The organism is Streptomyces roseoverticillatus (assembly GCF_000719265.1).
Lineage (GTDB): Bacteria > Actinomycetota > Actinomycetes > Streptomycetales > Streptomycetaceae > Streptomyces > Streptomyces roseoverticillatus.
Genome location: NZ_JOFL01000003.1, coordinates 1 through 14,382 on the forward strand (window position 1 = coordinate 1; position 14,382 = coordinate 14,382).

Genomic DNA, 14,382 nt, shown 5'->3' on the forward strand with positions numbered 1-14,382 from the left:
GGCGGGGGCCGGCGGGGGCGGCGGGGTGGGTGCGGAGGCCGCGGTGGGCACGTACCCGGCGGGCTCGGGCCTGCTCCAGTCGGGCTGGGTGAGCAGCCGGCCGGAGGCGACGGCGTCCAGCAGGCGCTGTGCCTCGGTCGAGCCCATGCGGGTCTGCGGGTCCTTGCGGAGCAGGCCTTCGAGGAGCGGGGTGAGCGGCCCGGCGCGCCGCGGCGCGGGCGGGTCGTCCTGGACGACGGCCTGCAGCGTGCTGAGCGCCGACGTGCGGCGGAAGGGCGAGACGCCCTCGACGGCCGAGTAGAGCGTGGCGCCCAGGGACCACAGGTCGGAAGGGGTGCCGGGCCGTTCGCCGAGGGCGCGCTCGGGCGCGAGGTAGTCGGGCGAGCCGACGAGGTCGCCGGTGCGGGTGAGGGTGCCGGAGCCCTCCACCAGGGCGATGCCGAAGTCGGTCAGCACGACGCGGCCGCCGGGCTCCAGCAGGACGTTGGCGGGCTTGACGTCGCGGTGCAGGACGCCGCAGGAGTGCGCGCTGCGCAGCGCCTGCAGCACCATGGAGCCGACCTTGGCGGCCTCTTTGGGGCTGAGCACGCCTTCGTGCTGCAGGATCTCGGCGAGCGACCGGCCGCGGACGAACTCCATGACGATCCAGGGGCGGCCCTCCTGCTCGACCACGTCGTGGACCGTGATGACGTTGGGGTGGCTGATGCGGGCGGCGGCGCGGGCCTCCTGCTTCAGGCGCGCGTAGAGGGTGCGGACGTCCTGCTCGCGCATGTGGTCGGGGGCCCGGACCTCCTTGGCGGCGACCTCCCGGTCGAGGAGCTCGTCGACGGCGCGCCAGACCACGCCCATGCCGCCGCTGCCCAGCTGGTCGATGAGCCGGTACCGGCCGGCCAGTAACGGATGCCGCTGCTGCTCGCCGTCCATGATTCGTGCGCCCCCTTCCCCGTACGCACGGCGCCCCGGGCCGTGCGCGTTTTCGGGCCACACCGGCTGGGACGAGCCGGGTCCGGGCGGCGTTCCCGGTTCCGCTGCCGTCCGGGGAGGCATGCGGCGCACGGTGCGGCGCACCGGCGTGAGCTCAGGCGCGCACGTCCGGGGTGCGGCTCACCTTGCGCCCGAGCGCGGCCGCCGCGCGGGCGAAGGCGGCGGCGTCGTGGACGGCCGCCCCGCCGGGGTCGTTGTTGAAGTAGGCGTAGACGTGGGCCCGGCCGGGCCAGGTGCCGGCGATGCGCGCGGCCCAGCTCGCGAGCGCGGTCCGGCCGTAGCGCGGCCAGGGCCGGGCCCGTCCGCTGTGGAAGCGCACGTACCCCCAGGAGGCCGTACGCCACAGCGGGGTGACGGGCCGGGAGCCGTGGTCGGCCCAGCACAGGGCGGCGCCGTTGCCGTGCAGGACGTCCTGCACCTCGTCGGTCCACCAGGAGTCGTGGCGGGGCTCGACGGCCACGCGGACGCCGTCGGGGAAGCAGCCGAGCGCGGTGTCCAGGAGCGCGGGGTCGGCGCGCAGGGTGGGCGGCAGCTGGAGGAGGACGGGGCCGAGCCGGGAGCCCAGCCCGGCGGCGTGGCGCATCAGCCGCCCGACCGGCTCCTCGGGGTCGCGCAGCCGCTTGATGTGGGTCAGGTAGCGGCTCGCCTTGACGGCCATGACGAAGTCGGCGGGCGTGCGATCGTGCCAGTCGGCGAAGGTCCCGGGCGTCGGCAGCCGGTAGAAGGCGTTGTTGTTCTCGACGGTCGCGAACTGCCGCGCGTACTCCTCCAGCCACAGGCGCTGCGGGCAGCCGTCCGGGTAGAGGACCCCGCGCCAGTCCTTGTACTGCCAGCCCGAGGTTCCGACGTGGAGAGGCATGGGTCTTCCCTGCCCCGGCCGGGCGGGGGCGTCACGGGCGGCCCGCGAGGAACGCCGGATCGGCGGCGGTGCGGGACGCCGGCCGGGGATCGCGGGGGCGTGCGGCCTGCTGCGGTTGACTGGGGGCATGGACGAGGCTGCCTGCATCTTCTGTGAGATCGCCGCGGACGGCTCCGCGGGGCACCGGGTCTTCGAGGACGCGACGGCGGTCGCCTTCCTGGACGCCCGGCCGCTCTTCCCCGGCCACGTGCTGGTGGTGCCCCGGCGGCACGCCGAGACGCTCACCGACCTGTCCGCGGACGAGGTGGGGCCGTTCTTCGCCCGGGTGCAGCGGATCGCGGGGGCCGTGGAGCGCGCGATGGGCGCCGCCGGGTCGTTCGTGGCCGCGAACAACCGGGTGAGCCAGTCGGTGCCGCACTTCCACGTGCACGTGGTGCCGCGCAACCGCAAGGACGGCCTGCGGGGCTTCTTCTGGCCGCGGGGGCGCTACGCCTCGGACGAGGAGGCGGCGGAGGTGGCGGCGCGGGTCCGGGCGGCACTCGCGGCCGGGCCCGGGGACACGGAGCCTGTGCCCTGACGTGGACGAGCGCCTGACGTGGACGAGCGCCTGGCACGGACGATCGTCTGACATGGACGAGCGGCGGGAATCTGACCATATTGGAGGTATGGCTTCCCTCGTTCTCCGGAGCGCCGTCCCCGGGAGAAGAGGTGGATCATGAGATTCCGCGACCGTGTGGATGCCGGCCGCCGTCTGGCCGAGCGGCTGGGCCACCTGCGCGCCGAGGACCCCGTCGTCCTGGGCCTGCCGCGCGGCGGCGTCCCCGTGGCCTACGAGGTCGCCCGGGCGCTCGGCGCCCCCATGGACGTGGTGCTCGTGCGCAAGCTCGGGGTGCCCTTCCACGAGGAGCTGGGGTTCGGTGCCATCGGCGAGGGCGGGGTGCGGGTCGTGCACAGCGACATCGTCCGGATGAGCCGCGTGGAGGAGGACGACCTCGCCGAGGTGCAGCGGCGCGAGGAGGCGAACCTGGCCCGCCAGGCCGAGCGGTTCCGCGGCGGCCGCCCGCGGATCCCCCTGAAGGGCCGCACCGCGATCGTGGTCGACGACGGCATCGCCACCGGCGCCACGGCGTCGGCCGCCTGCCAGGTGGTGCGGGCCCAGGAGGCGGCCCGCGTGGTGCTCGCCGAGCCGGTGGCGCCGCCGGACGCGGCACAGGCGCTCCGCGCGGAGGTGGACGAGCTGGTCTGCCTCAGCACGCCGGAGGTCTTCTTCGCGGTCGGCGAGTGGTACCAGGACTTCTCCCAGACCCCGGACGAGGAAGTCATCGACCTGCTGGAGCGCAACAGGGCGGCAAGGACGGACCCCGGAGGTGTGCGATGACCACGGAGAAGATCGTCGAGAGCCCCATCGACATGGAGTTCCGCGAGGCCGGCGCGCTGACCCAGGCGGCGGTGCGACTGCACATGCACGACGGCACGGACTTCACCGCCGTCGGGACGACCAACCGCAACCCCGCCGACCCCTCCCAGCAGCGCGTCGGCGAGGAGGTCGCGGCGGCGCGGGCGCTGCGCGACCTGTCCGAGCAGCTGCTCGACAAGGCGGGGGTGGACATCGAGGAGGCCACGCACGTCACGACACGGCTGAACCACTGACCGGGACGTGGCCGCCCCACTGACCGGCCCGGGCGCGACCCCGCCGCGCCCGCGGCCGTCCGGGCCGACCGGATGCCGGCCCGGAACGAACGGTCACCGGTCAGATCTCGATGCCGTCGGCCACCCTTGAGGACGGGACGCAGAGCATCCCGTCGAAGGCGTCGGTGACCGGTACGTGCAGGTACGCGCTCTGCAGCCGGGTCCGGTCGGGGCTGCCGCCGCCCTTGGGCGCCCGGCGCAGCCCGGCGAGGCCGATGGCCCCGGCCGGCAGGGCGCCGGCGAAGGCGGCTTCGATGCTTCCCCGCTCGGGCGGCTCCAGCTCCGTGTCGTCGACGGTGAAGCCGAACCGGGCGTTCTCGTCGAGCGGCATCTCCGCCGTGCGGCCGGCGGCGCTCGTCACGCCGAGGGCGAAGTAGTCGTCGCCCAGGGCGCGGTGGAGGTAGTGGCCCATGGGCAGCGTCGCCGGGGACCCGTCGAAGGCGACGGGTTCCTTCTGGAGGTGGGCGTTGTGGGCCATGAGCACGACGCGTGTTCCCGGCTCGGCGCGTTCCAGGTGCCACAGGACGGACCCGGCCATGTAGGTCTCGCGGGCCGAGAGGTCGGGGGTGATTCCGTCGCCGGCGAAGAGAGCGGCCATGGCCCGGAGGGTGTGGTCCGCGTGGGCGGCGGCTTCCAGGCGCCGGAGGGCGACCTCGTACGCGTACCGGCCGGTGCGGGCCACCTGCAGGGGCTCGGTGGCGCGGAAGCGGATGAGGAGGCGGGCGAGGGCGGCCGTGAGGGCGTCCTGCTCGGCGGCGGCCAGGCGCCCCCACGCGGGCGCCGCCGCGGCGGCGGACCCGGCGGCGAACCGCTCGGCGGTCCCGATGGCGGTCTCGGCGAGCGGGAGCGCCCCGGGGTCGGCCTCCCGGAGGTGGTCGGCGACCGGGCGCAGCGCGGGCAGGAGCGAGCCGCCCGCCGCCGGGATGTCGACGCCCGCGAAGCCCACGGGCCGGGCCGCGGTGCGGTTGTGCAGGCGCAGGGCGTGCAGCAGCTCCCGCGCGCCCACGGGGAGGTCCGCCGCGGTGATCCGGGCGAGGTCGTCGTCCGGGCCGGCGCCCCGGACCCAGGCGTCCAGGGGCAGGGCTTCGCTGAACCCGTACTCGAAGGCGAGGACGGTGAAGCCGCAGCGCTCGACGAGGAACCGCAGGAGGCGCCGGCGCGTGAGGCCGAATTCGTGGATGAAGTGCGAGTTCTCGCCGATGCCGACGACCCGGGCGTCGCCGATGAGGGCGCGCAGCGGCTCCAGGTCGTCGAGCGGTGCGTCCGGGTCGAGGGTGGTCAGGGTGGTGGCGTGGTCGCGCAGCCAGTACGCGAAAAGGTCATGGCCGGAAGGCTGAACAGGCATGCTGAAGGCTCGTCTCTCGGTGTGCGGTGCACAGGTGCGGAACCGCACCTGTGCAGGGGTATGCGGCTTCCCGAGGGAGCGTCAGCGGAAGAGGGTGCCCGGAACCATGATCGAAGGCTAACCGGCGCCGTGAACCGCGGGCAAAGGGTTTATTGCGGCGCGGTCCGCTGACCGGCCGCTGCCGGTTCCTCCGCCGGGAGGCTGTCCATGAAGGAGCTCACCGAGAAGACGGCCCGCCCCGGCCCGGGCGGCCCGTAGCCGGGGGGCGAGGCCAGTCCGTACTCCTCCAGGGTCGCGCGGTACACCTCCAGCAGCCGTACGTGGTACTCCAGCGGGGCGCCCTCGGGGTTGAGCCTGCCCAGGGGCGTGGTCGGTTCGGGGCACCAGGTGGTGAACCGCGGGACGATGCCGTGGGACATGAAGAACCGCAGCCCCTCCGCGGTGGACGCGATCGCCTCGTCGACGCCTGCGAATCCGTCCGGGGCGGCCATCTCCACGCCGGCGACGAAGTTGGGGATGACGTTGCGGGCGCCGAAGACGTCGGCGGAGTCGAGGATCCGCCGGTGCCACTCGGCGCGGCCCACGTAGCGCTCCTTGCCCGGGCAGTAGAGCTGGAAGAGCCGCTCGTCCCACACCTCGAAGTTGGGGTGGTAGATGCGGACGCCGTAGTCGTGGAAGCGCTGCACGTCGGCCTTGGGGAGGGCCTGGGCGACGACCTTGCCGATCCAGCGGCCCGGAAAGCGCTCCTCGATGGCCTGGGCGTAGCGGCCGTAGAAGTCGGCCTCGGTGTGCCCCGCGACCTTCGAGGTGATGGCGCCGCCGGTCAGGGTGTACGCCTGCGAGGCCCGGCCGGTGTCGTACCGGTCGATGATCTCCAGGGCCTCCAGCACCTCCTCGACCGGCTTGACGCCGGTGTAGGGGCGCCCGGCGGCCTTGTGCTGGCGCCAGTTGTGGTTGATGTCGCAGTACTGGCACTCCTCCTTGGCGCCGAAGTACTGGCACACGCGGAAGACGGTCAGGTAGACGAGGTAGCCCCACTGGATGGTGGGGGCGACCTCCATGACCGACTTTCCGTTGGAAAGGGTCTGCCGGTAGTAGTCGGGCATCGGCGGCAGGCCGACGTCGGAGATCCGCCGCCCGTCGAGGTAGAGGCCCAGCGCGCCGTCCTCGCCCGCCCGGACCCGGTAGGGCGAGGCGGGGTTGACGCGGACGGAGACGACCGTGCGGCGCAGCTCGTAGGGGCCGCCCGTCAGCACGATCTCCTCGGGCGGGCGGCGCAGGGCGGCGGCGCCGAGCTCGGGGAGGGTGCGGTGGTCGAAGGAGAAGATGAAGTACGACTTGGGTTTGATCCCGCCGGACGCCTCGTTGGCGGTGTCGCTGAGCGCGGAGTCGTCGAAGGCCATGCCGCCGCGCAGCAGGTCCTCCTTGATGACGGCTTCCCGCGGGATGTGCGGGAACCGTTCCATCAGGCCCTCGATCAGGTGGGTACGGCCGGTCATGTGCGGTGCTCCCCCTTCGTGCGTGCGCTGCGGGCGGGGTCCGCCCTTGATCACTGACGCTAGTCCCGCGCGGTGCGGGGGACGCAGCCGGGTCCGCCGTTCCGGGCTGTACGGTCCTCGGATGGAATGCTGCGAAACGATCACCCTGTGTGAAGGGACTGTCCGGATAACGGACGAGTTAACCGGATCTCCGTTTGCCTGCACATACTCGAACATCCCGATCTCGCATGATGGACAGGCACGACCATGAGCCGGACAGACATAACTTCTCCCCCGCAGACGGAGGACGCCCCCGCGCAGGGGTCGCCGCTCTCGAACGGGCTCAAGCAGCGGCACTTGTCGATGATCGCCCTCGGCGGCGTCATCGGCGCGGGCCTCTTCGTGGGCTCCGGTGCCGGCATCGCCGCCGCCGGCCCGTCGATCGTGCTCGCGTACGCCGTCTCCGGACTGCTCGTGATGTTCGTGATGCGGATGCTCGGCGAGATGTCCGCCGCCAACCCCGCCTCCGGCTCCTTCTCCGTCCACGCCGACCGGGCGATCGGCCCGTGGGCCGGCTTCACGGCGGGCTGGATGTTCTGGACCCTGCTGGTCGTGGGCGTGGCGATCGAGGCGATCGGCGCGGCCCACATCGTGCAGGGCTGGCTCCCGGGCACCCCGTCGTGGATGTGGGTGCTGGTCTTCATGGCACTGTTCTGCGGCAGCAACCTGGCCGCGGTCTCGAACTTCGGTGAGTTCGAGTTCTGGTTCGCCGCCCTCAAGATCGGCGCCATCGGGCTCTTCCTGGTCCTGGGCGCGCTCGCCGTCCTCGGCGTGCTGCCCGGCAACGACTCCCCCGGCGCGGCGCACCTGTTGCACGACGGCGGCTTCCTGCCCACGGGCGTGAACGGCCTGCTGATCGGCCTGCTGGCCTCGCTCGCCGCCTACGGCGGCCTGGAGACGGTGACCATCGCCGCCGCCGAGGCGGAGGACCCCGTGCGCGGCGTGGCCAAGGCCGTGAAGACGACGATGTGGCGGATCGGCATCGTCTACGTCGGCTCGATGCTGATGATCGTCACGCTGATCCCGTGGAACGACAAGAGCGTCACCGAGAGCGGCCCGTACGCGGCCGTGCTCGACCGCCTGAGCGTCCCCGGCGGCGGGCAGATCATGAACGTGGTCGTCCTGATCGCCCTGCTGTCGGCCATGAACGCCAACATCTACGGCTCCTCGCGCATGGCCTACTCGCTGGTCTCCCGCGGCCAGGGCCCCAAGGCGCTGGGCAAGGTCTCCGGCGGGGTGCCGCGCCGCGCGGTGCTCGCCTCCTCCGCCTTCGGCTTCTTCGCCGTCCTCCTGTCGTACTGGTACCCCACCACGGTCTTCGCCTGGCTCCTGAACATGGTCGGCGGCGTCGTGCTGGTGGTGTGGGGCTTCATCGCCGCCTCCCAGCTGGTGCTGCGCCGCCGCCTGGAGCGCGAGGCGCCCGGCACGCTGGTCGTGCGGATGTGGGCCTTCCCGTACCTGACCTGGCTGACGCTGGCCGGGGTCGTCGGGGCCCTGGTGCTCATGCTGCTGGAGGACGACACCCGCGTGCAGCTGTACTCGACCGGTGGCCTGGCGCTGGCCCTGGCGCTGGTCGGGTACGTGCAGCAGCGCCGCGCGGCCGCGAAGCGCTGACCACGCGGCGCACCCCGGCAAACGGCGAAGGCCGGTTCCCTCGGTGAGGGAACCGGCCTTCGCCGCACGTACGGGGCTCGTGACCCCGCCGCACGTACGGGGCTCGTGACCTGCCCAGCGGGCCTTTCCGGGCTGCACCCGGTTCGGCACCGCCGGTCAGCAGCGTCGTGGCGCGCCACCGTCGCGGCGGGAGGAAGCCGCCCGCCGCAACGACGAGGGGGACCTAGGAGGCGGCGGCAGCCGCTTCACGCTCGCGCCCCTGCGCCGGGACGGTGCCGGTGGCGGGCTCGGCGTCCGCGCCGGCGAGCACCGGGTCGGGGCCGGGCAGGCCCGCGCGGTGGGCCTGGACGCCCGCGCGCACCGCCCAGAAGTAGAAGCCCAGGGCCGACACGCCGACCAGGGCGGTGTCGAGGCCGCCCGGGATCACGCCGTGGCCGCCGAACTCCTTGCTGCCGAGGGCCGACAGCAGGGACAGCCACAGCAGGAACCCGACCATCCACCAGGCCGGCGCGAACTGGCGGCGCAGGTTCTCGCCCCGGCGGCGCAGCACGACGGCGGCGATGGGGACCGAGACCAGGGTGAGCAGGGTCACCTTGCCGGTGTTGGGCCACTTCGACCAGTACAGGGCGCAGGCCGCGAAGGCGAAGATCAGCGGGCAGAGGACCTTGGCGGCGGGCAGCCGGAAGGGGCGGGGCAGCTCCGGCTTGGTCTTCCGGAAGACACCGACGGCGATGGGGCCCATGAGGTAGGAGACGACCATCGCGGCGGAGACGACGCTGGCGAGGGCCTCCCAGCTGTGGCCGATGGTCAGCAGCAGGAGGACGGAGAAGCCCAGGTTGAGCCACATGGCGGGGCGGGCGACGCCGTAGCGGGGGTGCACCTCGGCGATCTTCTTGGGGAAGAAGCCGGTGTCGGCGAGGTTCTGCGCCAGGTAGGCGGAGGAGGCGACGTTGCCGATGTTGGCGCCGTTGGGCGAGATGAAGGCGCCGAACTGGAGCATGGTGACGACCCAGTGCAGCATCAGCAGCTTGGCGAGGTCGGCGAAGGGCGAGGCGAAGTTGATGCCGCTCCAGCCGCCGGCTTCGGCAAGCTTCTCGGGCGGGACGGCGCCGAGGAAGGCGACCTGCAGGGCCAGGTAGATCACGAGGCCGAGGGAGAGCGCGCCGACGAGGGCGAGCGGGATGGCGCGGCCGGGGTTCTTGGCGTTGCCGCCGAGGTTGACGACGGCCTGGAAGCCGTTGAAGGCGAAGACGACGCCGGAGGCGGTGACGGCGGTGAGGACGGCGGACCAGCCGTTGGGGGCGAAGCCGCCGTGCGCGGTGAAGTTGTCCGTGTGGAAGCCGGAGGCTATGAGCGCGCCGACCGCGAGGACGGGGATGGCGAACTTGACCAGGGTCAGCAGGTTGTTGGCGCGCGCCAGCAGCTCGACCGACCAGTAGCAGGCCAGCCACAGGGCGAAGGTCAGGAGGAGGGCCATCGCGATGCCGGTGCCGGTGAGGCTGCCGTCGGCGACCAGCCCGCGGGCCCAGCCGAAGCTCCACGAGGACATGTACTGGGTGCCCGCGATGGCCTCGATCGGGATCAGCGAGGCGGTCGCGATCCACACGGCCCAGCCGGTGATGAAGCCGAGCACCGGGCCGTGCGAGATGGAGCCGAAGCGGGCCATCGCGCCGGGCAGCGGGTAGGCGGCGCCGACCTCCGCGTACGACATGGCGATCATGCCGATGAAGATCGCGCCGATCACCCAGGCGACCAGCGCGGCCGGGCCCGCGACCTGAGCCGCCTGACCGGCTCCGAAGAGCCAGCCGGAGCCGAAAATGGACCCCAGCCCGATCATGATCAGGGCGAAGAGGCTGAGGCCTTTTCGATTGGCCGCGCTCAGATCCACGACGTGCATTCCGTTCTGCCGGAGACAAAGTCTGCGGGCAGCACGGTGCACCTCATCGGCCGTCCGGCTGCCCTGCCTGCGTCGGCTCGCGCCGACGGGTACTCCGTCTTCCGGGCCGGGCGGGAAATGCGGCAGGGAATTCGATCAGCAGTGGTCCGATCTCGCCTGCGACGAGATCACCGAGGGCGCAAATAACGACGCCGGTCATGCTACGGCAATGGACGGATCCACTCCAATCGCCCTTGATCGGAAACTTATTTCCAAAATAATTCCTGTATTTCGGCGCACGCGGAGCACGGACCCGTTCCTCCGGCCCGTTCGCAAGGCGTCGTTCACGAGCCGAGGAGCGCCGAGAACCGTCCGAGGTCGATGTTGCCGCCGCTGACGATCACGCCGACGCGCTGTCCGCGCAGCCGGCCGGCCGTGCGCCGCAGGGCGGCGAAGCCCAGGCACCCGGTGGGCTCGGCCACGATCTTCATGACGCCGGCGAAGGTTCCCATGGCCTCGACGAGTTCGGCGTCGGTCACGGTGAGGACTTCGGGGGCGGCGCTGCGGAGGACGGCGAACGTGAGAGCGCCCAGGGCCTCGGTCCGCGCCCCGTCGGCGATGGTCCGCGGCGTGCCGATGCGGACGATGCGGCCCTCGCGCAGCGACCGCCGGGCGTCGTCGCCCGCTTCCGGCTCGACGCCGTAGAGCCGGCAGCCGGGGGACAGCGCGGCTGCGGAGAGCGCCGTGCCGGACAGCAGACCGCCGCCGCCCAGCGGCACGAAGAGCGCGTCGAGCTCTCCCGCTTCGTCGAAGAGCTCCTTCGCCGCGGTGCCCTGACCGGCGATCACGTGGGCGTGGTCGTAGGGCGGGATCAGCGTGAGGCCGCGTTCGGCGGCGAGCGCGCGCCCTATCTCCTCCCGGTCCTCGGTGTCGCGGTCGTAGGCGACGATCCGGCCGCCGTACGCCTCGGTGGCCGCCCTCTTCACGGCCGGGGTGTCGTGCGGCATGACGATCGTGGCCGGAATGTCCAGCAGGCGGGCGGCCAGCGCGACCGCCTGGGCGTGGTTGCCCGAGGAGTACGCGACGACGCCGGCCCGCCGCTGCCCGGGCGAGAACCGGGACAGGGCGTTGTACGCGCCGCGGAACTTGAAGGCCCCCGCGCGCTGGAAGTTCTCGCACTTGAACAGCACCCGCGCCCCGGTCTGTTCGTCGATCAGCCGCGAGCGCAGCACCGGGGTCCGGTGGGCGTGGGGCGCGATCCGCTCCGCCGCGGCCAGGACGTCCTCATACGTCGGAAGGTCTCGCATGCTGATCCTCTCGGTTGGGAACCACGGCACGGCGACGATATCCGGTCAACTGCCCCTTACACCGCACGGATTTCGGGCCGCCCCATGTTTATGATCAACGGCAGAAGATCCACAAGGTCCGGAAGGTCGGCGTACGGGAGACGTGCGGGTGGAGATGTCACAGGTGCCTGCGGTGGACGGGGCGGTCCGCATCCGTCTGCTGGGGCCCGTCCGGTACGTCTCGGCCCGGGGGGACGTCAGCCGGCCCGGGGCTCCCGGGCCGCAGGCCGTGCTGGCGGCGCTGGCGCTGAGCGCGGGGACGCTGGTGACGGTCGACGAACTGGTCGACGGCCTCTATGACGACCACCCGCCCGCCTCCGCCCGGCGGGTGGTCGTCAACTACGTCCACCGGCTGCGCACCCATCTGGAACGCGAGGACGGCGCGGAGCCGGGCGGCGAGGGGCGGGGCGCGGTCATCGCGACCACGGCCGACGGGTACGTGCTCCGGCTTCCCCGGGAGCAGGTGGACGCCCTGCGCTTCGGCGAGTTCACAGCGCGGGCCCGGCGCCACGCCGAGGCCGGCGGACCCGCGGCGGCGGGCGCCTGTCTGGAGGAGGCGCTCGCGATGTGGCAGGGCCCCGCGCTGGCGGGGCTGCCCGGGCCGTTCGCGCAGGCCTGGCGCCGCACGCTGGGCGAGCAGCGCGCGTCCGCGCTGGAGCTGCGCCTGGAAATGCTGCTGGCGTGCGGACGCCATGCGGAGGCCGTGCCGGACATCGTGCAGGCCCTCAAGGCGTACCCGTACCGGGAACAGCTGCACGGTGCGCTGATGCTGGCCCTGTACCGGTCGGGGCGCGGCGCCGAAGCGCTGGCGGCGTACGACCGCGCCCGCCGGGTGCTCGCCGACGACCTGGGCATCGGCACCGGCCCCGCGCTGCGCGAGCTGCACGCCGCGATCCTGGCGGGGGATCAGGCCCTCCTCCTGCCGCCCGCCGACGGCGGCAGGGACGCCGCCGCGCCGCCGGACGTCCCCGGGACGCAGGAGCCCGCCCAGCTGCCGCCGGTGCCGTCCGACTTCACCGGCCGCCACGAGCAGGTGTCCACGCTGGTCGCCGCGCTCACCGCGGGCCGCCCGCACGCCGTGGCCGTCATCACGGGCATGGGCGGGGTCGGCAAGACGGCGCTGGCCCTGCGGGCGGCGCACGCGGTCGCCGGTTCCTACCCGGGCGGGCAGTTGTACGCGAGCCTGCGTGCCCCCGACGGCACCCCGGGCGAACCGGCCGGGATCCTGGCGGGCTTCCTGACGGCACTGGGCGTCCCCGGTGAGCGGATACCGGTGTCCCTGGCCGATCGCGCGGCGCTCTTCCGCACCCTGCTCGCGCGGCGGGCCGTCCTGGTAGTGCTCGACAACGCCACGACCGTCGCCCAGGTCGAACCGCTGCTGCCGGGCGCGGGCCGGTGCGCCGTGCTGATCACGGCCCGTTCCCTGACCGCCATGCCCGCCACGGTCACCGTGCCGCTGAAGGGGCTCGGCGCCGACGACGCCGTGGAGCTCGTCGGCAGGATCGCGGGGATCCGGCGGATCGAGGAGGAGCCGGACGCCGTCGCGGCGCTGGCGGCGACCTGCGGATCCCTGCCGCTCGCGCTGCGGGCGGCCGGCGCGCGGCTGGCGGCCCGGCCCGCGTGGAGCGTCGCCGCGCTGCTGGAGCGGCTCTCGGACCAAGCCCGGCTGCTCAGCGAGCTGCGGGTGGGCGACGCGACGGTCGAGGCGGTGTTCGAGATGTCGTTCGCGCAGCTGTCCGCCCCGCACGCCGGAGCGTTCCTGGCCCTGTCGATCCCGCACTGCACCGAGTTCGGCGTCCAGGCGGCCGCGGCGGTCCTGCGGATGCCTGAACGGGACGCGGAGCACACGCTGGAGGCGCTGGTCGACGCCGCGCTGCTGGAGGCCGGCGCACCGGGCCGCTACCACTTCCACGACCTGGTCGGGGCGTACGCGCGGGAGAAGGCCCGCACCTCGCTGTCCGCGTCCGAGCGCCGCGAAGTGGTGCGCAACGCGGTCGACTTCCTGTGCGCCGGGGTCGTCGCGGCCGTGGTGGCCTCCCAGCCGCTGGCCGGCCCGCTGACCGCTGACCTGCACCCGCGCCGGACCGTGAACGTGGACGTCGGCAGCGGGCGCGACGCGGTGCTGTGGATCCGCCGCGTGCTGCCCGAGCTGACCGCCGTCGTCGAGCAGGCGGCGGTCAGCGGCGACGCGGAGTCGGTGGCGCTGGCCGTGGACGTACTGGTCCTCGTGCCCTGCTTCGAGGAGGTGCTGCCCCTGGGGCAGCTGGCAGGGGCGGCCACCGCGCTGGTCCCGGCCGCGCTGGCGCACTGCGGCGAGAGCGTGGTCGGCACGGCGTACTACGCGGCGGGGGTTGCCCTCAAGAAGCACCTGTCCCCCGGTTCCCTGCGCCGCTCCCGGGAATACCTGCTGAAGGCGGTGGAGATCTTCGGTGAGGCGCCCCGGCCCGCCGACGGCCCGCGGCCCTTCCTCGCGGTGCTCTTCGCCCTCGCCATGCTGGCCCAGATCGACGTGCAGCTGGAGGACTTCGCCTCGGCCCGCGGCCACGCGCAGCGGTCGGTGGCGCTGGCCGCGGCCACCGGCGACCAGTCCCTGGTCGCACGGCGCAGCACCGTCCTGCTCCAGGTCGAGGTCCAGGACCCCGGCCGGCGCACGGACCTGGCCGCCATCGGGGCGCGGTGCCGGGAGCTGGCCCGGGTCTTCACCCGCGGTGAGGACGTGAAGTGGCTGATCAGGGTGATGATGACGGAGGCTGACAGCCTGTCGTACGGCGGTGATCACGCGGCGGCGGCCCGCCTCTACCAGCGGGCGCTCGAACGGGCCCGGGCCACCGACCACGTCCGCAACGAGACGGAGTGCCGGTTCCGGCTGGCCGGGGCCCTGCTGGCGACGGGGGAGGCTGAGGCCGCCGTCGGCCACGCCCGGGAAGCCGTGGCCGTGGCCCGGCTCACCCAGGAACACCAGCTGATGGCGGGCAGTCAGCAGGCGCTCGGCGAGGCCCTGCGGGCCGTGGGACGGACCGCCGAGGCGGACGGCCATCTCGCGCGGGCCGCGGAGCTGTACCGGGAGATGCGGCTGCGCGGGCCGGCGGACGCCGTGACGCCGTGACGCGGCCCCGCCCGGGCGATGGGGG

Annotated in this window: 10 protein-coding genes and 1 pseudogene; 5 read left to right on the top strand and 6 right to left on the bottom strand. The window is 73.5% G+C overall.

Annotated features, from left to right (window positions below; all coding sequences use genetic code 11):
- Positions 1-924: serine/threonine-protein kinase (locus IF61_RS0103860; protein WP_030364779.1), on the bottom strand; the 924-nt coding region annotated here is incomplete at its 3' end.
- 154 nt (positions 925-1,078) lie between these two features.
- On the bottom strand, positions 1,079-1,843 hold the full coding sequence (locus IF61_RS0103865) for a DUF72 domain-containing protein (protein WP_030364780.1): 765 nt from the start codon (positions 1,841-1,843) through the stop codon (positions 1,079-1,081).
- A 127-nt stretch (positions 1,844-1,970) separates the two neighbouring features.
- On the opposite strand from IF61_RS0103865, the gene IF61_RS0103870 reads away from it, so the two are divergent.
- The 3 genes and pseudogenes from IF61_RS0103870 (at position 1,971) to IF61_RS0103880 (ending at position 3,493) form a co-directional block, all read left to right on the top strand.
- Positions 1,971-2,420, top strand: coding sequence for an HIT family protein (locus tag IF61_RS0103870; protein ID WP_030364781.1), 450 nt, complete (start codon positions 1,971-1,973; stop codon positions 2,418-2,420).
- A 138-nt stretch (positions 2,421-2,558) separates the two neighbouring features.
- Positions 2,559-3,209, top strand: a pseudogene (locus tag IF61_RS0103875) (phosphoribosyltransferase); the annotation flags it as partial.
- An 8-nt stretch (positions 3,210-3,217) separates the two neighbouring features.
- Entirely contained in the window at positions 3,218-3,493 is a 276-nt protein-coding gene (locus tag IF61_RS0103880) for a DUF1876 domain-containing protein (RefSeq protein WP_030364783.1), read from the top strand.
- 100 nt (positions 3,494-3,593) lie between these two features.
- Here the strand turns inward: IF61_RS0103880 and IF61_RS0103885 are convergent, their stop codons facing one another.
- Together IF61_RS0103885 and IF61_RS0103890 are read right to left on the bottom strand one after the other, a co-directional pair.
- Positions 3,594-4,877 carry an erythromycin esterase family protein gene (locus tag IF61_RS0103885; RefSeq protein WP_030364784.1) on the bottom strand — a complete coding sequence of 428 codons (1,284 nt, stop codon included), beginning with the start codon at positions 4,875-4,877 and terminating at the stop codon, positions 3,594-3,596.
- A 149-nt stretch (positions 4,878-5,026) separates the two neighbouring features.
- The gene (locus IF61_RS0103890) at positions 5,027-6,376 is read right to left on the bottom strand and encodes a radical SAM protein (RefSeq protein ID WP_030364785.1); all 1,350 of its coding nucleotides are present in this window, start codon (positions 6,374-6,376) and stop codon (positions 5,027-5,029) included.
- Between the two features lie 246 nt (positions 6,377-6,622).
- On the opposite strand from IF61_RS0103890, the gene IF61_RS0103895 reads away from it, so the two are divergent.
- The gene (locus IF61_RS0103895; RefSeq protein WP_030364786.1) at positions 6,623-8,029 is read left to right on the top strand and encodes an amino acid permease; all 1,407 of its coding nucleotides are present in this window, start codon (positions 6,623-6,625) and stop codon (positions 8,027-8,029) included.
- 223 nt (positions 8,030-8,252) lie between these two features.
- On the opposite strand, the gene IF61_RS0103900 is transcribed toward IF61_RS0103895, so the two are convergent.
- Positions 8,253-9,917: an APC family permease gene (locus tag IF61_RS0103900; protein ID WP_030364787.1), complete on the bottom strand. Its 1,665-nt coding sequence runs from the start codon at positions 9,915-9,917 to the stop codon at positions 8,253-8,255.
- 332 nt (positions 9,918-10,249) lie between these two features.
- On the bottom strand, positions 10,250-11,212 hold the full coding sequence (locus tag IF61_RS0103905) for a threo-3-hydroxy-L-aspartate ammonia-lyase (RefSeq protein ID WP_030364788.1): 963 nt from the start codon (positions 11,210-11,212) through the stop codon (positions 10,250-10,252).
- A 154-nt stretch (positions 11,213-11,366) separates the two neighbouring features.
- Between IF61_RS0103905 and IF61_RS0103910 the strand changes: the two genes are divergently transcribed.
- Positions 11,367-14,357 carry an AfsR/SARP family transcriptional regulator gene (locus tag IF61_RS0103910; RefSeq protein WP_030364789.1) on the top strand — a complete coding sequence of 997 codons (2,991 nt, stop codon included), beginning with the start codon at positions 11,367-11,369 and terminating at the stop codon, positions 14,355-14,357.
- Positions 14,358-14,382 lie beyond the last annotated feature (25 nt).

Coding starts and splice junctions, on each gene's coding strand:
- IF61_RS0103865 (WP_030364780.1), bottom strand. CDS start 1,843: ATGCCTCTCCACGTCGGAACCTCGGGCTGGCAGTACAAGGACTGGCGC.
- IF61_RS0103910 (WP_030364789.1), top strand. CDS start 11,367: ATGTCACAGGTGCCTGCGGTGGACGGGGCGGTCCGCATCCGTCTGCTG.
- IF61_RS0103895 (WP_030364786.1), top strand. CDS start 6,623: ATGAGCCGGACAGACATAACTTCTCCCCCGCAGACGGAGGACGCCCCC.
- IF61_RS0103880 (WP_030364783.1), top strand. CDS start 3,218: ATGACCACGGAGAAGATCGTCGAGAGCCCCATCGACATGGAGTTCCGC.
- IF61_RS0103870 (WP_030364781.1), top strand. CDS start 1,971: ATGGACGAGGCTGCCTGCATCTTCTGTGAGATCGCCGCGGACGGCTCC.
- IF61_RS0103905 (WP_030364788.1), bottom strand. CDS start 11,212: ATGCGAGACCTTCCGACGTATGAGGACGTCCTGGCCGCGGCGGAGCGG.
- IF61_RS0103885 (WP_030364784.1), bottom strand. CDS start 4,877: ATGCCTGTTCAGCCTTCCGGCCATGACCTTTTCGCGTACTGGCTGCGC.
- IF61_RS0103890 (WP_030364785.1), bottom strand. CDS start 6,376: ATGACCGGCCGTACCCACCTGATCGAGGGCCTGATGGAACGGTTCCCG.